Annotated in this window: 20 protein-coding genes; 9 read left to right on the forward strand and 11 right to left on the reverse strand. The window is 39.4% G+C overall.

From position 1 onward, the window contains the following. Positions 1-249 precede the first annotated feature (249 nt). Together IQ236_RS23800 and IQ236_RS23805 are read left to right on the forward strand one after the other, a co-directional pair. A complete protein-coding gene (locus IQ236_RS23800; RefSeq protein ID WP_193871583.1) occupies positions 250-2,163 on the forward strand; it encodes a S9 family peptidase in 1,914 nt (637 codons plus the stop codon). 123 nt (positions 2,164-2,286) lie between these two features. Then, complete coding sequence (locus tag IQ236_RS23805) at positions 2,287-3,030, forward strand: Uma2 family endonuclease (protein WP_193871584.1); 744 nt, start codon at positions 2,287-2,289, stop codon at positions 3,028-3,030. A 51-nt stretch (positions 3,031-3,081) separates the two neighbouring features. Here the strand turns inward: IQ236_RS23805 and IQ236_RS23810 are convergent, their stop codons facing one another. The 3 genes from IQ236_RS23810 to IQ236_RS23820 all read right to left on the reverse strand — a co-directional run bounded on the left by IQ236_RS23810 (position 3,082) and on the right by IQ236_RS23820 (position 3,827). Further along, entirely contained in the window at positions 3,082-3,351 is a 270-nt protein-coding gene (locus IQ236_RS23810) for a type II toxin-antitoxin system RelE family toxin (RefSeq protein ID WP_193871585.1), read from the reverse strand. Position 3,352: 1 nt separating this feature from the next. Next, positions 3,353-3,571 carry a hypothetical protein gene (locus IQ236_RS23815; RefSeq protein ID WP_193871586.1) on the reverse strand — a complete coding sequence of 73 codons (219 nt, stop codon included), beginning with the start codon at positions 3,569-3,571 and terminating at the stop codon, positions 3,353-3,355. 88 nt (positions 3,572-3,659) lie between these two features. After that, positions 3,660-3,827: a hypothetical protein gene (locus IQ236_RS23820; protein WP_190521988.1), complete on the reverse strand. Its 168-nt coding sequence runs from the start codon at positions 3,825-3,827 to the stop codon at positions 3,660-3,662. Positions 3,828-3,933: 106 nt separating this feature from the next. On the opposite strand from IQ236_RS23820, the gene miaB reads away from it, so the two are divergent. Together miaB and IQ236_RS23830 are read left to right on the forward strand one after the other, a co-directional pair. Then, entirely contained in the window at positions 3,934-5,292 is a 1,359-nt protein-coding gene (miaB, locus tag IQ236_RS23825; protein ID WP_193871587.1) for a tRNA (N6-isopentenyl adenosine(37)-C2)-methylthiotransferase MiaB, read from the forward strand. Further along, positions 5,289-5,843 (forward strand): hypothetical protein, encoded by a 555-nt coding sequence (locus IQ236_RS23830; RefSeq protein WP_193871588.1) that lies wholly within the window; start codon positions 5,289-5,291, stop codon positions 5,841-5,843. Before miaB ends, IQ236_RS23830 begins: the two co-directional genes overlap by 4 nt. A 73-nt stretch (positions 5,844-5,916) precedes the next feature. On the opposite strand, the gene IQ236_RS23835 is transcribed toward IQ236_RS23830, so the two are convergent. From IQ236_RS23835 to cax, 4 genes are all read right to left on the reverse strand, one after another. Further along, on the reverse strand, positions 5,917-7,563 hold the full coding sequence (locus IQ236_RS23835; protein WP_193871589.1) for a serine/threonine-protein kinase: 1,647 nt from the start codon (positions 7,561-7,563) through the stop codon (positions 5,917-5,919). Between the two features lie 93 nt (positions 7,564-7,656). Continuing rightward, positions 7,657-8,439 carry an HAD hydrolase family protein gene (locus tag IQ236_RS23840; protein WP_193871590.1) on the reverse strand — a complete coding sequence of 261 codons (783 nt, stop codon included), beginning with the start codon at positions 8,437-8,439 and terminating at the stop codon, positions 7,657-7,659. 14 nt (positions 8,440-8,453) lie between these two features. Then, positions 8,454-10,508 (reverse strand): protein kinase domain-containing protein, encoded by a 2,055-nt coding sequence (locus IQ236_RS23845; RefSeq protein WP_193871591.1) that lies wholly within the window; start codon positions 10,506-10,508, stop codon positions 8,454-8,456. A gap of 345 nt (positions 10,509-10,853) precedes the next feature. After that, the gene (gene cax / locus IQ236_RS23850; protein ID WP_193871592.1) at positions 10,854-11,969 is read right to left on the reverse strand and encodes a calcium/proton exchanger; all 1,116 of its coding nucleotides are present in this window, start codon (positions 11,967-11,969) and stop codon (positions 10,854-10,856) included. A gap of 667 nt (positions 11,970-12,636) precedes the next feature. On the opposite strand from cax, the gene IQ236_RS23855 reads away from it, so the two are divergent. The 3 genes from IQ236_RS23855 to IQ236_RS23865 all read left to right on the forward strand — a co-directional run bounded on the left by IQ236_RS23855 (position 12,637) and on the right by IQ236_RS23865 (position 16,344). Next, positions 12,637-15,342, forward strand: coding sequence for a DUF3536 domain-containing protein (locus tag IQ236_RS23855; RefSeq protein WP_193871593.1), 2,706 nt, complete (start codon positions 12,637-12,639; stop codon positions 15,340-15,342). A 313-nt stretch (positions 15,343-15,655) separates the two neighbouring features. Beyond that, positions 15,656-15,901, forward strand: a complete 246-nt coding sequence (locus IQ236_RS23860) for a hypothetical protein (RefSeq protein WP_193871594.1) — start codon at positions 15,656-15,658, stop codon at positions 15,899-15,901. Beyond that, positions 15,892-16,344 (forward strand): HNH endonuclease, encoded by a 453-nt coding sequence (locus tag IQ236_RS23865; RefSeq protein ID WP_193871595.1) that lies wholly within the window; start codon positions 15,892-15,894, stop codon positions 16,342-16,344. Before IQ236_RS23860 ends, IQ236_RS23865 begins: the two co-directional genes overlap by 10 nt. 118 nt (positions 16,345-16,462) lie before the next feature. Here IQ236_RS23865 and IQ236_RS23870 read toward each other — a convergent pair whose 3' ends face one another. The 3 genes from IQ236_RS23870 to IQ236_RS23880 all read right to left on the reverse strand — a co-directional run bounded on the left by IQ236_RS23870 (position 16,463) and on the right by IQ236_RS23880 (position 17,891). Next, on the reverse strand, positions 16,463-16,885 hold the full coding sequence (locus IQ236_RS23870) for a putative toxin-antitoxin system toxin component, PIN family (protein ID WP_193871596.1): 423 nt from the start codon (positions 16,883-16,885) through the stop codon (positions 16,463-16,465). Between the two features lies 1 nt (position 16,886). Beyond that, on the reverse strand, positions 16,887-17,189 hold the full coding sequence (locus IQ236_RS23875; protein ID WP_193871597.1) for a hypothetical protein: 303 nt from the start codon (positions 17,187-17,189) through the stop codon (positions 16,887-16,889). 81 nt (positions 17,190-17,270) lie between these two features. After that, complete coding sequence (locus IQ236_RS23880; protein WP_193871598.1) at positions 17,271-17,891, reverse strand: Uma2 family endonuclease; 621 nt, start codon at positions 17,889-17,891, stop codon at positions 17,271-17,273. Between the two features lie 241 nt (positions 17,892-18,132). Here IQ236_RS23880 and IQ236_RS23885 point away from each other — a divergent pair, with 241 nt between their 5' ends. Both IQ236_RS23885 and IQ236_RS23890 read left to right on the forward strand, forming a co-directional pair. Further along, positions 18,133-18,417: a type II toxin-antitoxin system HigB family toxin gene (locus IQ236_RS23885; protein ID WP_193871599.1), complete on the forward strand. Its 285-nt coding sequence runs from the start codon at positions 18,133-18,135 to the stop codon at positions 18,415-18,417. A gap of 4 nt (positions 18,418-18,421) precedes the next feature. After that, entirely contained in the window at positions 18,422-18,781 is a 360-nt protein-coding gene (locus tag IQ236_RS23890) for a helix-turn-helix domain-containing protein (RefSeq protein ID WP_228041827.1), read from the forward strand. A 9-nt stretch (positions 18,782-18,790) separates the two neighbouring features. On the opposite strand, the gene IQ236_RS23895 is transcribed toward IQ236_RS23890, so the two are convergent. Further along, positions 18,791-22,063, reverse strand: a complete 3,273-nt coding sequence (locus tag IQ236_RS23895) for a Calx-beta domain-containing protein (protein ID WP_322744332.1) — start codon at positions 22,061-22,063, stop codon at positions 18,791-18,793. Between the last annotated feature and the right edge of the window lie 2 nt (positions 22,064-22,065).

Genomic DNA, 22,065 nt, shown 5'->3' on the forward strand with positions numbered 1-22,065 from the left:
CTACAGTAGTGAGCCTTTCAAGGCTCAAATTCAGAGTCCTAAAGGACTCACTACAGTAGTGAGCCTTTCAAGGCTCAAATTCAGAGTCCTAAAGGACTCACTACAGTAGTGAGCCTTTCAAGGCTCAGAATTAGAGTCCTAAAGGACTCACTACAGTAGTGAGCCTTTCAAGGCTCAAATTCAGAGTCCTAAAGGACTCACTACAAGTGTTAAAATTTTTGATATTGTCAAAAATGAGATGAGAAAAATATGAGTAAGAAAACTGCACCTTATGGGTCTTGGAAATCTCCCATTACCGCAGATTTAATGGTAGAAGGAACTGTTGGACTGGGTGGGTTAACGTGGGATGGGGATAATATTTATTGGATAGAAGGTCGTCCATCAGAAGCGGGACGCAGTGTTATTGTTCGTTTAACCCCTGATCATCAATTAAATGATGTCACCCCTCAATCCTTGAATGCTAGAACTCGTGTTCATGAATATGGTGGGGGTTCTTATACAGTTTATCAAGGAAATGTTTATTTTTCAAATTTCGTGGATCAACGTTTTTATCAACAGAAAATTCAAGGAGAAAATACCCCCTATCAAATTACTCCCAACCCTATTACTCCAGAAGGAGACTATCGTTATGCAGATGGGGTAATTGATTCTCAAAATCAACGATTAATTTGTGTTCGAGAAGATCATACTCAAGGAGGAGAACCTGTTAATACCATTGTTAGTATTAATCTGAATAATAGTGACGATATTCGGGTTTTAGTCGAGGGAAATGATTTTTATGCCTTTCCCCGTTTAAGTCCCGATGGTAACAAATTATCTTGGATTTCATGGAATCATCCGAATATGCCTTGGGATGGTACAGAATTATGGGTTGCTGATGTTAATTCCGAGGGGTTGTTAGGAGAAAAACAATTGATTGCGGGGGGTTTAGAAGAATCTATTTTTCAACCGCAATGGTCGCCGGATGGGGTATTATATTTTGTTAGCGATCGCTCGAATTGGTGGAACTTATATCGCTATACGGGAGAAGTAGAATCCTTACATCCAATGGCGGCAGAATTTGGTTTACCCCTGTGGGTATTTGGAATGTCAACATATAGGTTTAGTTCCGCAGAAAAGATTATTTGTACCTATAGTAAAAATGGTAATTCCTATCTAGCAAGTTTGGATACTAAAACTCTGCAATTGCAGGATATTGATACTCCCTATACGGCTATTGATTCCTTAAACGTTTCAGGAAACCAAGTCTTATTTATTGGCAGTTCTCCAACAGAAAGCAGCGCCATTGTCAAACTTAATTTAGAGACAGGAGAATTAGAAGTATTAAGACGTTCTAGTCAAATTGTACTTGATAAAGGCTATTTATCCGTACCTCAACCGATAGAATTCCCCACAGAAAATGGGAAAACCGCCTATGGACTTTTCTATCCTCCTCAAAACAAAGATTATCAAGCTTCAGAAGCTGAAAAACCCCCTTTAGTGGTAAAAAGTCATGGGGGGCCAACGGCAGCAACGTCTAGTAGTTTAAGCTTAAAAAATCAATATTGGACAAGTCGGGGATTTGCGGTTTTAGATGTTAATTATGGGGGAAGTACAGGTTACGGACGAGAGTACCGTCAACGGTTAAATAAAACTTGGGGAATTGTCGATGTTGATGATTGTTGTAATGGGGCAAAATATCTTGCAGAACAGGGTTTAGTCGATGGAAACCGGATGGCAATTGCGGGGGGAAGTGCGGGCGGTTATACCACTTTATGTGCTTTAACATTTAAGGATGTATTTAAGGCGGGAGCGAGTTATTATGGAGTCAGTGATTTAGAAGCTTTAGTCAAGGATACCCATAAATTTGAATCCCGTTATTTGGATAAATTAATTGGGGCTTATCCTGAAGAAAAAGCTATTTATCAACAGCGTTCTCCGATTTATTCTGTTGAAAAATTATCCTGTCCGGTGATATTTTTTCAAGGGTCAGAGGATAAAATTGTTCCTCCTAACCAAGCCGAGATGATGGTAGCCGCATTAAAAGCAAAAGGTGTCACCGTAGAATACGTTTTGTTTGAAGGAGAGCAACATGGCTTCAGAAAAGCCGAAAATATTAAACGCGCCATTGATGGTGAATTTAATTTTTATGCCAAAGTTTTTGGTTTTGAACCTGCAAAATAAACCGATTTAACCGTAGGGGTGGCGTCCCTCCCAACCCAGGTGCAAAGAGGGTTGGGAGACCCAACCCCTACAATATTGGGAAGGATTGCTATAATAGTCTATAAACAGATAGCAAGAATTATTATGTCTGTCACACCGATTCAACCACCAACTGTTGATGTCACTGAAATTATTACCGAGGATGATACTCCTGTGGATAATTTTCTATCTGCAAAGTTACAACGTTTATTAGTAGAATGTTTATATAGTTCTTGGCAAAGAATAGGGGAAAATTCAACCTTTTTAGCCGATGCAAATGTAGGGATTTTTTATGCAATTCGTCATCCTCCTATTGTACCGGATGTCTTTTTATCTTTAGATGTTGAAGTTCCGCCAGATTTTCGAGAAAAACGAAATCGGACTTATTTTATTTGGGAGTTTGGTAAACCGCCCGATGTGGTGATTGAAATTGTTTCTAATCAAGAAGGAAATGAACTCGGTAGTAAATTAATTAATTATGCTCGAATGCGGGTAACTTATTATGCAGTGTTTGACCCGTTACAACAATTAGGCGATATTTTATTACGAGTTTATGTTTTACGGGAGGGAAACTATCAAACGTTAGCACCAACAGAAATAGAAAATCAATCAATTTTTTGGTTAGAACAAATTGGTTTAGGATTAACGATTTGGTCAGGAATTTATGAAGAAAAACAGGAACTTTGGTTACGGTGGTGTGATGATAAAGGGGTAATAATTCCCACTGGAAAAGAACGGGCTGAACGTGCAGAACAATCTCGACGAAACGCGATTCCTCGGTTAAGAGAAATGGGTTTAACAAATGAACAAATTGCTGAAGCTTTGGGTTTAGAGATGGGAGAGATTTAACTCTCTTGTATCGAGATTGTTTTTTTATAAACAAATTTAGATTGAAAATACTTACGGAAAGTAACGATAGAATTCCCGACGATGTAGAACTCGCATGACATCGATAACGTTTTGATTAACTTCTATCCCGACCCGGTAATCACCGATACGGATACGATAGCGACCTGTGTAACCTCCCATCGCTTTAAGGTTAGGAATTTCCTCTAAAGTATTGATGGTTTCTAAAGTCGTAAATACTAACTCATAGATGCGTTGGTATGATGTTGAACTTTTCAGTTGTTTGAGATCTTTTAGAAAGGCTTGACGGTACTGAACTTTCAACTCATTCTTCCTCCAAATATGCTAAAGCTTCAGTTCGATTTAGCAATGGCGTATGAACCGCTTCATTCATGGCTTGATTCATACAATAATCTTCTACTGCTTCAGCAAGATCTTCAAAGGAAACGTCATCAGTTGGTAAAAGTTTTCGCCAAATATCAATCGGAATGACTACAGCGATCGCCTCTCCATCTTTATTGGTAAGATAGTCAATATCAACCATTTTTTACTCCTTTGTTTTAGATTCAGATTCCATATATTTATCCTAATTATAGTTTAACTCTAAAATCTATTTTTTTCAAGAATAATTTTTAAATATCTTTAGACACAGAACGCCGTTTTCTAATTCCTTTGGTTAAAATTGCTAATAAAAATCCCATTAAAAACGATAATTCTAACGCTGGATTTTGAGTTGTTAACAAAAACGAGCCGATAATTGAAACAAGGGCTAAAGTATATACAATGTGTTTGGGTTTCATCGTTCTGAACCGTAAAGATCACAAAAACAGACAAAATGAATTATAATAAACGATGGAGAAAGATTGAATGAACCTTTCTACAGAAATAGGATACTTCTGAAATTCGATGACTACAAATTCTCGACGTTACCATATTACAACTTTCGGCTGTCAGATGAATAAAGCCGACTCGGAACGCATGGCGGGTGTTTTAGAAGAAATGGGATTTGATTTTACCGAAGATCCCAACGATGCTAATGTGATTCTTTATAATACTTGTACCATTCGAGATAATGCCGAACAAAAGGTTTATTCCTATTTAGGAAGACAAGCCAAACGCAAGCAAGAAGAACCGGATTTAACGATTATTGTCGCCGGATGTGTTGCTCAACAGGAAGGGGAAACCTTGCTGCGTCGGGTTCCTGAAATCGATTTAGTCATGGGGCCACAACACGCCAACCGTTTACAAGACTTATTAGAACAAGTGTTTGATGGTAATCAAATTGTTGCGACAGAAGCTATAGAAATCATCGAAGATATTACAAAACCTCGTCGAGATAGTGATGTGACGGCGTGGGTTAATGTGATTTATGGTTGTAATGAACGTTGCACCTATTGTGTAGTTCCTAATGTGCGCGGCATTGAACAATCTCGCACCCCAGAAGCTATTCGTGCTGAAATTGAAGAATTAGCTCGTTTGGGTTATAAAGAAATAACATTATTAGGGCAAAATATTGATGCCTACGGTCGTGATTTACCCGGTTCAACTCCTGAAGGTCGCCATCTCTATAACTTCACGGATTTATTATATTTTATTCATGATGTACCCGGTATTGAACGGATTCGCTTTGCCACCAGTCACCCCCGTTATTTTACCGAAAGATTGATTCGAGCGTGTGCGGAATTACCGAAAGTTTGTGAACATTTTCACATCCCGTTTCAGTCGGGAGATAATCAAGTTTTAAAGGCAATGGCGCGGGGTTATACCCATGAAAAATATCGCCGAATTATTAATACGATTCGGGACTATATGCCGGATGCTTCTATTAGTGCAGATGCGATTGTAGGATTTCCAGGGGAAACCGAGGAACAATTTGAAAATACACTAAAATTAGTGGATGATATTGGCTTTGATTTGTTAAACACGGCTGCTTATTCTCCTCGTCCTGGGACTCCAGCGGCGTTGTGGGAAAATCAACTGAGTGAGGAGGTGAAAGCCGATCGTTTACAACGATTAAATCGCTTAGTTTCTGTTAAGGCGGCTGAACGTTCGCAACGTTATTTTAACAGAATTGAAGAAGTGTTAGTTGAGGGAACAAATTCTAAAGATCCCTCTCAAGTCATGGGACGAACACGGGGAAATCGTTTAACGTTTTTCTCTGGAAATTTAGCGGAATTAAAAGGTCAACAGGTGAAAGTGAAAATAACCCAGGTAAGACCCTTTAGTCTAACTGGAGAACCTGTTGAGTTGTGTATACCTGTATGACCGCTAAAAATAATTTGAGAACGACGATTTTATCCTTGGGTTTGGGGTTAGTTGTAACGGGAATGGGAGTGAGTGCGATCGCCTGTCAAACCTCCTCTAATTCCTCAACTCCTCAAGCGGAGCAGACTGTAGATTATTATTGGGAATTACCAGAAGTTCCCTTAAATTCTGGGGAAACCGAGAAAAATCCAGTACAATTACCCCAACCGCAGGCGAATGGAGATTATCAGCGATCGCCTCATTCTTCCTGGGAAGCGACAAACCCCAAGGCTGAAGGAATTGATTGTCGGATGTTAGGAAATACCACTTATGAAAAATTAGAAAATCCCAGTGATAAAACCCAATTAAATATTGAAAATTGGCCTGTAGTTGGACAATTAAAACCCGGACAGGATTTTGAAATTAATTTAGGCCCAGCAGGATTTGGTGTGGTTTACGATACGAAACAACAACCTTGGATTTATGTTGAAAAAACGGATGAAACAGGCGCACCTTCTCACTGTTTTGTTCGAGCAAATCAACGCTTTATACAACCCATTTCTCCTCAATAAATTATACCACAAAAACCCGGTTTCTTGAAGAAACCGGGTTTTTGAGAAACCGGGTTTTTGAGAAACCGGGTTTTTATCTAATATTACAACTTTCTATTTTTTCTGCTAATATTTCTAAATGTTGCCACCATTTTCCGGTAACAATAATCCAATTGCGGGTGGGTAAATGTCCGATAGGAGCAGAGGTTTTATATTCAATACCATAATCAGGATCATGGGGATTATAAGTTAACCATCCCACTTGCTGACAAAATTCTCCATAATCTCTTTCAGTTTGTTGATAAATTTGATTTTGGACACTAAACCCAAACCGTCCATTACTATATTTTACCCAAAGATGATTAATTGTTTTTAAATCTTCACAGGGTAAATTTTCTAAATCCTTGGCGTGTATGTACGCTCTTCTTGATTTTTTGAGCGCTTCACACAGAACACCCCAAGTTTCTTGATCTGCTTGTTTCCAACGTTTTTGAGCTAAGAGAGTTTGTAGTTTAGTATAATCAACACCAACGGCGGATTTTAAAGGATCATTTAATTCCTGATAGCCTAAATTTTGTTTAATTCTATCTAATAAATTAGGAGTTTTAGGAGGAGTTTGGGGAAACTTTTGAGATGTCTTTTTAAGAGGAATAACAGGTTTAACTGCAAGATTTACAGAACTTTCAAAAGATTCAATTGCTTTTAAGGCTTCTTCGGCCGATTTATAACGCTGACTAAGAGCGGGAGAAGTTAATCGATTTAATACGGTTTCTAAGCGATCGCTAATGATTTGTTTAGGTGTTAAATAATTGCGCCAATTCCATTTTTCCTCATGCTCATCATATAAATTTCCTGGGGAAATTCCTGTGATTAAATATAAACAAGTGACTCCTAAACTATACAAATCACTCGCGGGATAAACATTTCCTCTAGTTTGTTCAGGAGCCATAAATTCTGGCGTTCCAATAATCGTTCCACTCTGGAGTAAAGCAGTTCCCGTTAACACTTTTGCTACGCCAAAATCAATTAAAACAATATCACCTGTTTCTATATTTGGGTTAACTTTATTTTGAAAATTATTCTCATATATAATATTTGAAATCTGCTGTTTTAGTTTTATACTAATTTGAGCCTGTTCTTGTTCTCCCATTTTCAGAGTTGGAGGACTTTGGGTTAAATCTTCATCAGGATCGAAGGATTTTTCAGAAGAAGGAGAGAGAGAACACCGCCGCATCAAATTAGCAGGTTTAATATCTCGATGAATAATATTGTGTTCATGAATAAATTGTAAAACAGGAAGAATTTGTTTTAAAACTTGCCAGATTTTTTTTTCTTGAAATAATCCGCTTTCTTTTAATTCATCAAATAAAGTTTTTCCCTCAATATATTCTTGTACAATAAACAATTGTTGATTTTGTTCAAAATGAGCTAAGAGTTGAGGGATTTGAGGGTGTTTTCCCAATTCATCTAAACGCACTGCTTCTTGACGAAATAATTTCGCGGCGGTTTCATAATCCTTGGGGTTTTCATATTGAAATAGAAATTGTTTAATGACACAATAGGGATGGGAAGGAATTTGTTGATCAATTGCCAAAAATGTTCTGCCAAAACCGCCTCGGCTTAAAGGTTTGATAGCGAGATAACGGTTTTGAAGTAATAAGAATTGACCACAACCTTGACAATATTCGGCTGAGTTGGGATTTTCTGGGTGAGAACATCCTACGGTCACACAGTAACGCATCGCAGGGAAGGGGGGAAGAAAGTATTGTTGAGCCGATAATAGCACAACTGATCATAAAATTAGTTGTAGATTTTTGAAGGAACCACAAAGACACTAAGGCACTAAGAAAGGATGAAAAATATTAACAATTTCACAAAACCCTTCCACTTCTGAACCTGCGGTTATATAACGGGGTTTATGGGTTAATTGATCAGTATAGTCTAAAAGATTAGCAACTCCAACGGATTCAGGAAATAACTCAGAATTAAATAAAGTTTGATCATTGGGACTATCGCCAACGGTGAGAATTTGTTCAGGGGTTAATTCTGACCAATACTGTTGAATTACTTTTAATAATCCCGTTGCTTTATCTTGAGTTTTGGGTTTAATATGACCTTGAACGGTGCTATAGGTAAATCCCCATCCTAATTCTTCACAAAGTTCTGTTAACAGTTGAATTTCCGATAAACTAATAGTTTGAATATCAAAAGTCCAGTCTGTAAACCGAAAGGGATTATCGGCGGAAGCGTGTAGATGGGGACATTGGACTTGGAGAATTTGAAACGCTTGGGCTAAGTTTTGACGATGTTGGGAGAGGGAATTGAAGTTACTTAAAAATTGAGGCTGATCGGACTCAAAAGGATAAAATAATCCGCCATTTTCGGCGATCGCACCGCTCACTGGAAGATAATGTTTAAGTGCTTGAACCCATCCCGCAGAACGTCCTGTAATTAAAATTACGGGGATTTTAGCTTGTTTTAATTGAGATAAAGCTTGTAATAAATCCGTTGTCAATTTTCCCTGCTTTGTAAGAGTTCCATCGATATCCGTTGCGATCAGACGAATATGCTGAAGTGCATTTGTTTGTATCGCTTCCGTCAATGGTATTAAAGACATTAACCGAATCCTCCTTATTTTAAAGGCATTTGCCAAATTTTAATCGTTTTATCTTCACTACCACTGACTACAATTTGACCATTGGAACTCACAGCCAAAGCATTAATGGGTTTAGCATGGCCCCATAATGTTGCCAGTTTTTTCCCAGTTTTGAGATCCCAAACCACCACATTATCACCGCCACTGAGAAGGGTTTTACCATCCTTGGTAATTGCTAAAGATTTGACAGGATTATTATTCGCTTTCCAGACTGCTTTTTGTTCCCCAGTATTGGGATTCCATAACCGAATTGTGCCATCATCACTAGCACTAATTAAAGTTTTGCCATCGGGACTATAAACTAGGGCGTTAATAGTTCCTTCATGACCGGATATGCTGCGTTTGCGAGTCCCGGTTTGTAAATTCCAAAATCGAATCAAGCGGTCTGTTCCGCCACTGACTAACGTTTGACCATCAGGACTAAAAGCTAAGGTATTAATAGCCCCTTCATGACCCGCAATGGTTAATTGTCGAGATCCCGTTTCTGAACCCCAGAGGCGAATAGTTTGATCGTCGCTACCACTGGCTAAAATCTGACCATTAGGACTAAAGGCGATCGCATTAACCGCTTCAGTATGACCTTCAATAGTTCGGATTCGATTTCCGTCCTTCAAATCCCACAGACGAATGGTTTTATCATTACTACCACTGGCTAAAACTTTACCGTCGGGACTAATGGCTAAGGCTTTCACCCAACTGGAATGGGCTGCAATTGTACGGGGTGGAGCATCTGTTTTTAAATCCCAAATTCTAATCGCTCCAAAACTTCCCACCGCTAAGGTCTGATTATTAGGACTAATCACCGCCGCATAAACCTGACCAACGGCTCGTTTGTAGTCCTCTAAAAAAATACTACTGGGTAAACTTTTTAAAATTAAAATCGGATTAGCCGGAATGAATCCATAGCGAACATAGCCATCAATTTGAGTATAAATCCCCCCAAATATTAGTAAAGAAGTTCCTAAAACCCATAAATATTTAACTGGAATTTTAGGGAGTGTAATTTTAGGGGCGGAAAAATTAAAACCTGTACTTTGGGCGGCATTGATCTGCTCCCGTTTAGAGCGTTGACGTTTAGAGCCAGTAGTATCTTTAGATTCAGACGTATTATTCTTATTATTGGCAGATTGATTCAGATCAACCTCTGCCAAACATTGCAAAATCATCTGTGGATTTTGGGGACGATTACCCGGAAAAGTCGCCATTAAATAATCAATCAGCGCCGCCAATTGATCGGAAATATTAGGAGCCCCTTTACGCCACAATAACTTTCCAGTTCGAGGATTTTCGGGATAAGCAGTGGGGGGTTTTCCGGTTAATAAATAAATAAACGTTCGCCCTAGGGCAAAAAAATCAGATTGAGGGACGGCTTTCCCATTCATTTGTTCTGGGGGCGTATATCCAGGGGAAACAATACCCGTCACATTTTGCCCCTGTTCTACCTTGGCTAAATAGGTACCTGAAACTTCTCGCGCCGTTCCAAAATCAATTAAAACTAACTGTCCATTGGGTTTCCTCATAATATTTTGAGGCTTAATATCCCGATGGAAGTATTGCAAATTATGAACTTGATCTAAAATTTCCGCCAGTTGTTTTAACCATTCCATCGCCTGTTCTTGGCTGATGGGTTCCTTTTTCCGTTCCTTCATCCAATCCTGTAAATTTAAACCCTCAATTTTTTCCATAACCAAACAATGGAGGGTTTCTTCAGTTCCTTTGGGAGTATAGGTGAAGTATCCATCAGGATCAACTTTAGGAATACCCGGATGGTTCAGATGGCTTAAAACCTTGGCTTCTTGCTTAAACAGAGTGACAGCTTTGGGATGGTTTTTTAACAAAACCTTAAGAACTTTACATTTTCCTTGATCATCAATTTCAAAGGTTTTGCCAAAACCGCCACCGCCAAGTTGTTTAATCACACGATATCGCCCCTCCAGCAAAAGCTCTGAACCGCATTGACAACAAATGCGCCGATTCTCGTTTGCTGAATCAGTTGGATTTGGGCACTTAGGATTAAGGCAATAACTCACAGAAGCGAGAACCCAGATCTAGGTTGCAGAGTCAGGAGCCAGGAGTCAGGAGTCAGGAGTCAGAAGGTTATGGGGTTTCAGGTTTCAGGTTTCGGGTTTCGGGTTTCAGGTTTCGGGTTTCAGGTTTCGGGTTTCGGGTTGGATTAATTTCCCCCGATTCCCTTGCCCCCTTCATCATGTCCTTGTCCTGATATCCGTCCCGCTCCCCTGCTCCTCTACCCTTTTTTCCTTCTATATCCCGTTTCCTGTCTTCTGTATGAATGTCCTTAGACTAATATCCACTATAACAGGGAAACGAAGTATTCAGTGATCCATCCCTTGGACAGGTGACGGTTCAATGTTAAATCAACCAATTCCTTCAATAATCGGATGGAAGTAAAACGCAATCCCCAGTACGGTATAAGCAGCCAAAAGTAAAATCCCCTCTAGCCAATCCGAACGACCATCGGAACTGACGGAGTTGGCAATTAATACAGAGACCGCAACGGCGATTAATTCAAAGGGATTAAAATTCAAATCCATTGGTTTGCCTAATATCCATCCAGCTAACACTAAGACTGGGGCGACAAATAAAGCAATTTGCAAACTAGACCCCAAGGCAACGGAGACGGATAAATCCATTTTATCTTTCATGGCAACGGTAACGGCCGTGGCGTGTTCGGCGGCGTTTCCAATAATGGGAACTAAAATCACCCCGGTAAACAGTGCGGTGAGTCCCAAATTAGAGGTCGCTTCTTCCAAGGTACCGACTAATAATTCCGACTCGAAGGCGACTGTCAGCGTCGCGAGCAGCAAAATACCAATCCACAGCTTTAAATTGACCTTTTCCGCTTCATGTCCGGCTTCTTCTGGGGTGATTTGTCCATCTGCATCGTTTTCAGCCACTCCCACATCATATAAATAGGAGTGGGTTTTCATGGAAAACAGCAGAGTGAGGATATAAACCGTAATCAAAACGATGGCAACCGCCGCCGAGAGGGTTTGCATCGTGGGTTCCTGAATGCCGATGGAGGTCGCGTCCACGGCCGTTGGCACTAAAATGGCAATTACGGCTAAATTCATGGCGGAGGCATTTAAACGGGCAATTACGGGCTGGAATTGTTGTTCTTTGAAGCGTAAACCCCCTAAAAACATGGATAACCCCATGACTAACAGCAGGTTTCCCATAATTGATCCCACTAAACTGGATTTCACCACATCCACTAATCCAGCATTGAGGGCTACAATTCCAATAATTAATTCAGTGGCATTACCAAAGGTCGCGTTTAACAACCCCCCTAAATTAGGGCCAAGGACAACGGCGATCTCTTCGGTCGCGGTTCCCATCCAACCCGCTAAGGGAATAATCGCTAAGGCTGAGGTAATAAATACAATTGTTGATCCCCACTCGAAAAAGTGCGCCGCGATGGAAATCGGAACAAAAATTAAGAGTGTTGACAGTAAGGTTTTGGTATTTAACATGGAATTTATCACCAATGGGGGAATACAAGACTGGAATTTGGCAGTTGAGAATTTAGAGTAAGCCGTTTTTGAGATTACCACCAGCCCTTGTTAATAGGATTTATACCCTAATGTAGGAGAAAAGTCAGGATTTGCAAACATTAGGAGGATTGAACAATAGCGATCAACTTTTCATCCGTTCAATTCATAGATTTACAGGATAATTTGTTCTTTGCTGTGATCTGACTCTTAATTTATCCCTGAAAAACCTATTTCCTAGGCAGGGTTTAAAATTAAGCGCAATCCATCATAGAAAGAATAACAATACTCCGGTGTACTGCAAAGCGATATAAACAAATATTAACTTTTTTAACTTAACTTGCCAGACCTTACAATTTTAACTATCATACAATCACAGCAGTCAAAAATTTTATCCTTAAATTTCAGAACTATCTCTTCAAATTGTACGGAATTAACACCGATGAAAAGACTTTGATCATCCCTTAAACCGATTAAAAAAGCTGAAGACTTCGGTTGATTCTGTTCTGATAGCATTGCCCTGTCTTTATTAGAATGGAAAACAAATTTTGAGGCGGATTATCAATGCTGATTCCTCTTGAATCTACTAAAAGTTAAAGCTTTTTTTGGGACTTCTTGAATTGTTTGTATCTTATAGGATTACAGTTGCATGGTTTCTACATCTAATTTTCAGGCTTTTGGAATTGCTGATACTGACCTAAATTTTGCTGGGTCAGAATTAACTCAATCCCCTGAATTTGATTCCCCATCCACGGCGACGGGAGTTTATGTCACCATTCACGGACATTTTTATCAACCTCCCCGTGAAAATCCCTATCTCAATGTAGTTGAACGTCAATCTAGTGCCGCCCCCTATCATAACTGGAATGAACGCATTCATCATGAATGTTATCGTCCGAATGCCTTTGCTCGGATTCTCAATGATCGCAGCGAAGTGGTGGGAATTGTCAATAATTATGAATATTTAAGCTTTAATATTGGCCCTACCTTGATGAGTTGGTTAGAACGCTATGACATGGAGGTTTATCAAAAAATTCTGGAAGCCGATCGCAAAAGTTGTCAACGCTTAAATGGACATGGAAATGCGATCGCTCAGGTCTATAACCATATTATTATGCCCTTAGCTAATGAACGGGATAAATATACCCAAATTCGGTGGGCAAAAGCAGATTTTCGCTCTCGTTTTGGCCGTGATCCCGAAGGACTCTGGTTAGCAGAAACAGCGATAGACTATGCCACCCTAGAAGTATTAGTCAATGAAGGCATCCGCTTTACCATTTTAGCCCCCTCCCAAGCCCAACGCTGTCGGCCCTTTGCCACATCGGATTGTCCTGACCCAGAATGGGAGGAAGTGGGGGGAAGTCAAATTGATACCACCCGTCCCTATCGCTGTTATCTGCAAGACAAAACCGGAGCCAAAGATGAATCTCGTTATCTGGATATTTTCTTCTATGATGGCCCCATCTCCCGTGATATGGGGTTTAATGATGTTTTAAATAGTTCCCATCACCTATCGGGACGCATCAGCCAAGCTGTCCGGGGAGATCATCGTCCGACACAATTAATTTCTGTGGCCACCGATGGTGAAACCTTTGGCCATCACCGGGGGGGGACGGAAAAATGTTTAGCTTATGCTTTTGTAACAGAATTTCCCCAGAATGGCTGGACAGTGACGAATTTTGCCCATTATTTAAGCTTACATCCCCCCACTTGGGAAGTGCAACTCAAACCCGTGACCGCCTGGAGTTGTAGTCATGGGGTAGACCGATGGCAGGATGACTGCGGTTGTGCTTCTGGAGGCGGATGGCATCAACAATGGCGTCGTCCTCTGCGGGATACATTAAATGGATTACGCGATCGCTTAATTGAAATTTATGATCAATATGGTCGCCAATTCTTCCATGATCCTTGGGTAGCTAGAGATAATTATATCCAGGTGATTCGGGATCGTTCTGATGCAACGGTTAATGCTTTTTTTGCTCAACATCAAACCCATGATCTCAATTATTCAGAACAGGTAGACGCTTTACGACTATTAGAAATGCAGCGTCATTGTCTGTTAATGTTTACCAGTTGTGGCTGGTTTTTTGAAGAATTATCTCGACCCGAAGGTGTGCAAGTTTTATGCTATGCCAGTCGTGCCATTGAATTAGCAGCAGAAGTTGCAGGGGTAGAATTAGAGAGAGAATTTATCTTTAATTTAGCTTTAGCACCCAGTAACGTTGAATTATTTAAAACCGGGGATGAAGTTTATCGTCAATTAGTCGCCACGGCGCGGGTTAGTTTAAAACAAGTTGCTGCCCATTATGCCATTACTTCATTGTTTACGACTTACCAAAGAGAACAACGACTGTATTGTTATAAGGCTCAACAATTAGATTATCAAATGCAGCGCATGGGGTCTTTAAACCTAGCAGTCGGTGAAGTTTTATTAGTATCGGAAATTACACGAGAACAAACCCATTTCGTGTTTGCTGTTTTTCATTTAGGCGGTTGGGATTTCCATTGCTGTATTCAACCTTTTAGCGGACGACGAGCTTATTTTGAATTAAAACGGCGATTATTTGAGGCATTACAGGAAGCGAGTGCCGCTCATTTAATGCTACGATTAGTCCAGAGCTTTGGTGATGATTCCTTTAGTTTACGGGATTTATTTGCTGAAGAACGGCAGCGAATTATGGGGTTATTGTGTCATGAGACGTTAACTCGTTTGGATCAATTGTATACTCAGGTTTATCGAGATAATTATGGCATTATGATGGCATTCCATCGAGATGAATTAGCGGTTCCTCCTGAGTTACAAGTTGCAACAGAAGTAGCGTTAGGGAATCGATTTTTAACCAGTGTTCGCGCCTTAGAATCGGAAAGCAGTGAAGGACGATTAAGTATTAATCATTTGGGAGAATTAGAAGCGATCGCCAAGGAAGCTCAATTATTACGATGTCATCTAAAACATCCAGAGGTTAAAGAGAGTTTTGAACGGTTAATTATTCAGTTTCTCTGGCGACGGTTACAAGATCAGGATCTAGGGACAATTGCCGAAGATTTAGAGAATTTGCAACGGTTAATTCAACTCAATTATAACTTGAATTTAGGCGTTTCTTTAAATCAAGCCCAGGAATTTTATTTCCAATATCTGAAGACCCATATTATTCCATTGTGTTTAGGTTATTTACAACGAAATCATCAGGAAATCTACGTTGATTTGGCAGAAAATCACAATTCAGACACCAGGGTTGCGGTGCAAATTGCATCCGAAGGTCATACATGGCAACTCCATCAAATTCGTCGCCTGTTACAATTAGGTCAAACCCTAGGCTTAGACGTTCAAGAATGGTTGAATCTTTTAGGTTAACCGTTAACTGTTAACGGTTTATATAGGAGCGATTGTTTCTAAGATGGGCGGGTTCTATTATTAATATGGCTTAAAATGGGATATTATTACAGAACCTGTCTCTACAATTTTTTGTTGAAAAATGCCATTATAGAGTTTAACTAATAATTCTTCTACAGGGGGAGAATCAGCAATGCAAATTACCTTTATGATCATTGTTAGTGGCACAACGATCATCTATAAATTTATAAAAATTAGCAGAAAATTTATTTGATCAAACAAGTTTATGATATAATAAATACTCTACCTATAGTAATTGAGTATTTAAAGCACTATGATTGCTGAACTTATGGTACAACCTTCCTACTGGATTGATAGTGAGATTTCGATTCAGAAAGTCAGAAATCTTTACTTATTCAAATTTACGGAAAATCTGCAAGCTAGATTAGAAGAATTGGCTGAGGGAAAAAAGGCTAATCTTTTAACTTCAGAAGAGGTTGTAGAACTAGCAAGTTTACTAGAACTAGATCGGATTTTTACCTTAATTAACGCTAAAGTTATAGCAGCCTCATGTCCCTAAACCGTGCTACTCGAAATTTGGTCAGAAGTAGAGCGAGTTTTCTTTGTGAATATTGCCATTCTGCCGAAGAAAGTAGCTCTACTCTATTTACAATCGATCATATTTTACCTCGATCAATGGGTGGTGGTGATGAACTCGAAAACTTAGCTTTAGCTTGCCATCGCTGTAATAATAATCGTTATAACTTTATGACTGGGACTGACCCAGAAACTGAACAGGAAGTAACTTTATTTAACCCTCGTCAACAGCAATGGATCGATCATTTTATCTGGTCTGTGGATGGTTTAGAAATAATTGGTATTACTCCAACAGGCAGGGGGACGTGCGATCGATTAGACCTTAACGATCAATATCATAATGAAAGGGCGATTATCAAAGCTCGTCGTTTATGGGTTAGAGCAGGCTGGCATCCTCCGTCTAGCGATCCTCGCCTTCAAAAATAGCGGAAGGGTGATCGCTTTTAAGAACAAGGGCAAGTTTAGCAATATTATTACTGAGAATTGAATCTGATTACAGAACCCGTCCCTAAAATTTTTTGTTGAAAAAGGTGATCGTTTTTAATTAAACATTCAGCCAAATTGTCATAAATTCTCTGGCGGTGATAATTGGGATACTTTGATAAAGTTTTAGGGTTAATAAATCTTGATCGCCAGAAATAATATAATCCGCACTAGAACTAACAGCACAAGCTAAAACCTGATCGTCATCAGGATCATTAATAATAATCTTTTCAACTGTATGAATCTCCACAATTTGTACTAAATTACGATAGTTATTTACTAAGGCTTCAGGGGTTTCTTGAATAACGGCTAAAAGCCGTTGAGCAAATTTAGGACGGCTTAAAACATCTAATAATTCCTCAATTAAGGCAGAAGAAGTATAGATATCAATTTGCTGATTCCGAACTAAGTCAAGAATTTGTCGTGGATAACTTCCCCATAGGAATCCAGAAATAACTGTATTAGTGTCAAGAACTACACGCATCTTAGGATTTATTTTTAGAGTTTTTTTCAATCCGATAAGCTGCTATTTCTGTTTCAATATCATCGACGTTAATGGGTTCAATTTCATTGAAGGCTAGTAGCTTATCTAATTGATTAAAAAACTGTTCAATTTTTACTTCTAAGTTAAGTTCTGATGTCTGTTTTTGAACCCTAGAATAATTGATAATCATAAATTCATCATTCCAAGCCACCTGTAATTCTTGAATATCTTTGATCAGAGATCGAAGGGGTTCAGGTAAAAGTAACGAGCCATCAGGATTAACTTTAATATTTTCTGATTTCATATTGGGAGGTGATAATTAGTAACATTATTATTATAAACTTGAATTCAGAAATCTTCAATTTAAAAGTGGTATTAGAACAAACTAAACTACACCCCCTTGAAAAATCTGGTTTGCTGTAAGGTTCAAATCTGGAAAAGTTGGTGACACAATGCGATCGTTCTCTCGAAACTTGACAATTTGATATTCACCGTCAACCAAGTTACAGATAGAAATTGTCGGTTGTTTGGGATTTCCAATAAAATTGCGTCCGCCCAAAGCAGCATAATCGATAATCCAATATTCTGGGATACCCATCTCCTCATAATCGGCATATTTCAAATAGTAATCATCTCGCCAATTGGTTGATACAACCTCAATTACCAAAGGGATCGATGCAGCTAAACTGAGGGTAGATTGTTTTTGCCATAATGTTTCGTTCGCCAGATTTGCGCGATCAAGCACCAAGATATCAGGGAAATAACCACAATCTTTTTCAGGAGGTCTAACTATGACTTGGTGGGGGATACCGTAGGGTAATCCCAGACGAGCGATTTGAACGGAAATTTCGATACTAAGAAAACTGATAACTTCCTCATGTTCGCCTACTGGTTGTGACATCTCAACAATATTTCTATTATGCAGTTCGCAGCGTACCGTCGAATTTTCTGGCAACCACTCCACAAATTCCTCGAAGTTTACGAGTTTGGGTAAAGCTTGAGTCATAGGTTTTGAGAATTACGGATAATATAAATTATACCTCTAAGTTCTATTATCTAAACAAGTCCAGAACCTTTAAGTAAATTATAAACGCCGATAACGTAGTAGGTCAATATATATATGATATAATTTAACCTATCTATGTCGTTATGGCTATGATATTGCGATCGCACTTACAAATGTTTATAATATGACAAATGCGTAAGTTCAGAACAAAATCTGGTTTAGTTTAGAAAAAAATGGCGAAATGCGTGTTATCAGCCGAAAAATCCTGCGAGATTTCTGTGAAAGCCATGGGGATTCCTGTGATGCACTTTATGACTGGTATAGAGTGTCAAGTAAAGCTGAATGGCAGAACCTAATTGATGTTCAGCAGACTTATCCAAAAGCTGAAGCCGTCGGAAATTTTACTGTATTTATATTTAATATTAAGGGAAATCGATATCGGCTGATAGTTGATTTGGTTTACGATTCTCAAAGGATCTACATCAAATATGTTTTGACTCACGCTGAGTATGATAAGGATGAGTAGAAAAATGATCCGTACTTTTGATGCAAAATCTTATACAGATTTACTTGTTCGATATCAACCAAAACCGATCGCAACGGTCGCAGAAAACGATGCAGCGATCGCTCTCGCTTGCGAACTAGAACACAGCCCAGAGAGAACGCTGGAGGAAGATATATTTCTGGAGCTTTTGATAACGTTGATTGAAAAATTTGAATCTGAAAATTATTCTATTCCCGCAGGAAATTCTGCCTCAATGTTGCGACATTTAATGGAGGCGAGAAATTTAGATAAATCTGATTTAATTCCAGTTTTGGGAACCGAAACAAAGGTTGAGGAAATCATGGGTAATCGCCGGGCGATCGAAATAGATGAAGCTAGAAAATAGGATATAAGTCTATACACTAACAAAAACATCGGCAGTTAAATTATCAGGAATAATGCCAGCAACAATTCCTAAATAATTTTCACCTACTTTCAAGGCAGTAGCCGTAATTGGAGCGGCACTATTCAAGCTTAAGCTAATGGGTTCAAAGATTAGGTTAGCAAAGGTTAAACCATTAGTTAGACCAATTTTATCGCCTGCGGAGAAGTCTGTGATCACATCGGCAACTTGTAAACTAATCGCGGCGGCTTCTCCATCTGCTAAGACAAAGGTATCATTTCCGGCTTCACCTGTGAGAATATCTTGACCAGCATCTCCAGCCAGAATATCGTCACCTGTACCGCCATTTAAAATATCCCGACGGCTTCCACCATAAAGGGTGTCGTTACCCTTTCCTCCGTTAACAATATCGTTTTCATTGTCGCCATAGACTAAATCATTGTTAGCACCAGCATTAATCTGATCTGAACCTTGACCACCAAATAAAGTATCATCCCCACCAATACCATTAATAGTATCTGCGCCTTGGTTGCCGTTGATGTAATCTGGGGTTTCTGTTCCTACGACATTATCTTTATTGGATAAGGCAAAGAGGGGTTGACCTGTTACCAGTGTAGGAACGGCTGTATCCGCACCGTCTGTGAGGTAGAATCCATTAGCACCATTGGTATTAGGTGGGAGTCCTGTTTCAGTACCATCATCGGTGATATTGGGTGTTGGTATTGTAATTAATATTGCCCCACTAGAGATGATTGGACTAAGAGGAGCGATCAAAGTTTGATTCCATTGTTCAGGTGTCCATTGGGTAGTAGCATCCCATTGTTCAGGTGTCCATTCAAGGGTGGCTTTCCATTGTTCAGGTGTCCATTGGGTTGTAGTTTGCCAACCCACCTCTGACCACTGAGTCATAATGTCCCAAGCATTATCAGACCATTGGGTTGTGGTTAACCAGGCTTCGCCAGACCATTTGCCAAAGGCTTCCCAAGCTGGACTCGGTAGAATAGAGACACTGAGATCATCTTCGTTTTGTAAGGCTTGAAGTTGTTCTGGAGTTAATTGAATATTTTGAACTAAGTTCGCAAAAATTTCTCCTTCATCTCCTGGTGCATCTTCAGGGTTAATTTGAGAGTCGATAAAATGTCCGATCTCTTCCAATAAAAGACTAATAATTGCTTCGGGATTGTTTGCGTTTTGGTTGAGAAATTGACTGGAAACATAAATCATATTTTCCTGAATTCCAAAAGCTCCATTTGCGCCTTCAATTTCAGAAGATGGGACGACTTGGATAGGGGCAAGCGCGTTAGAGCCTGGAGTTGCTATTTGTGAAATCAAACTATTGGCTGTTTCCACATCCCAGTTCGTCCCAAAAATAGTATTCATTTGGGTATTAAAATCAGGACGAGTTGCAAATTCCTGTAGGCGGCTTTGTGCGATTTGCAGGGAACTATTTATTAAGGCATTAGGGTTAGTTGTTTGAGTATCTAAACCTTGGATATCAGTAAAACCTGGATTTGAAAGCTCATTTTTTTCCAGAAATTTGATACCCACACGGGTTATAAATTTGATCGCTTCCCAAGCAGTCTGAGGAAATTCTTTAGCTGCTACTAAAACTTCCGATAATGCCTGTAGGTCAATACGATCAAATATGAAAGATAATGGTACTCCGGCTGCTTTTCGAGCCAACTCTGTTGTTCCTCGAAAAGTTAATGCTTTAGCTATGTTTACTGCTAAATCAGCAACCCAAGGCGATTCGGTAGGAATAGACAAAAGCCCACCAATACTTGCAATGCCAACTTGATATGTAAAGTAGTCTGGATCGGGATAATAGTTAAAGAAAAAACTACTCAGTTTACTTGCTCCAGCTCGATCTTTTTCCTTGATAGGGTCAGGTTTGCTATTATTGAAAGCAGAGTTATTTTGGATAATTACAGGTGCGAGATGCTTGTAAGCTGGGTTCAACCTTGAAAAATCTATACCGTTTAAAGTAATACCTGAAAATTCAGACAAAACATAATTACCAGGCAAATAGGCTTCTCCAGCCATACTGACAAAATCTCCCGAGCTTACATAGTGAGTAACAGTTCCAGTTTGATTTGCTCTAAAAGAATTAGCTGATGAAGTCGAAATACCTGGAGAATTGAAAGTGACTATTTCTCCTAATTCTCCCTTTTGTGTGTATTCACTAGCTACCCACTGAGTTAAAGCACCACCCAAACTATGACCTGTGATGCTAGGTTCAAAGGTAAATTTTTTATCTTCTGGCACTGGCTGGCTAACTTTTGAAAGCCATTTTATCAAAGCATCTTTTTTTGATAAGAACTGATCGAAACCTACACCACGAGGATCAAAGTCATCGAGAACACCTTCGGCATTATTGGTACCTCGAATCGTTAGGACTGGTGGTTTACCTAAGTCATAAATTGTTCCGGTAGCTTCTCTTGTTTTAAGGCGCCCGTTTTCTGCATTGGAGAGAATAACCTTGAAATCTTCATCTGAGGTAAGCCCAACAGCATAAAACCCTGTGCTACTATCAGCAAATGTCTCGTCTACACTGTAACCTAAATCGGGATATTGAGGCAAAACTTTGCTAACCTCTCCCCCATCTTTTGGAGTCCATTCGGTTCTATAAGCTGTATCTTTAGCAAAAATCTCGAAAGCAGCATGGTGAGCGTTAGCAGCGTACTCAACAGGGGTATCTCCACGCACAGTAATTTCAATTTCTTTTTCAGTTTCGTTACCAGCAAAAGTCACTGTACCTTCAGTTACAGGTTGATAGTCTTGCTTTTCCCCATCTAGCTGTTTCTGGGATACGGCAGTACCGTCAGCCGTAGAATATTTGACTGTTACTGGCTTATCTAATGGCTGATCGCTTTTTTTAGATAACTTAACTTTAAATTTTAGAGTCGCTGTTTTGTCTTCCCCAGGATCAACTTTAACCCAAGCATCCTCAATTGAGATCAAAGGTTCTTCAACCTCAACGTCAGTGATAGTGCCAATACCTTTATCATTGCTAAGTTGAGCATTTTGAGGATTAGAAAGTATGACAGAGAACTTTTCATCACCCTCTGTCTTTGTATCGCTTAAACTTCCGATAGTTATCGTTTTTTCTTGTTCTCCGGGTTGGAACTCTATTGTTGTAGTTGAATCAAAATAGTCCTCACCTGGAGTAGCTGTATCCTCTTGTGTTGTGTAAAGGACTTTGACAACTTCATCACTTGGTTCTGACAAGCTAACAGTAAAGTTTAGAAGTTCACCTTCTTGTGCCGTTGCATTAGTAATTGAAATCG

The sequence above is a fragment of the Planktothrix mougeotii LEGE 06226 genome (assembly GCF_015207485.1).
Classification (GTDB): domain Bacteria; phylum Cyanobacteriota; class Cyanobacteriia; order Cyanobacteriales; family Microcoleaceae; genus Planktothrix.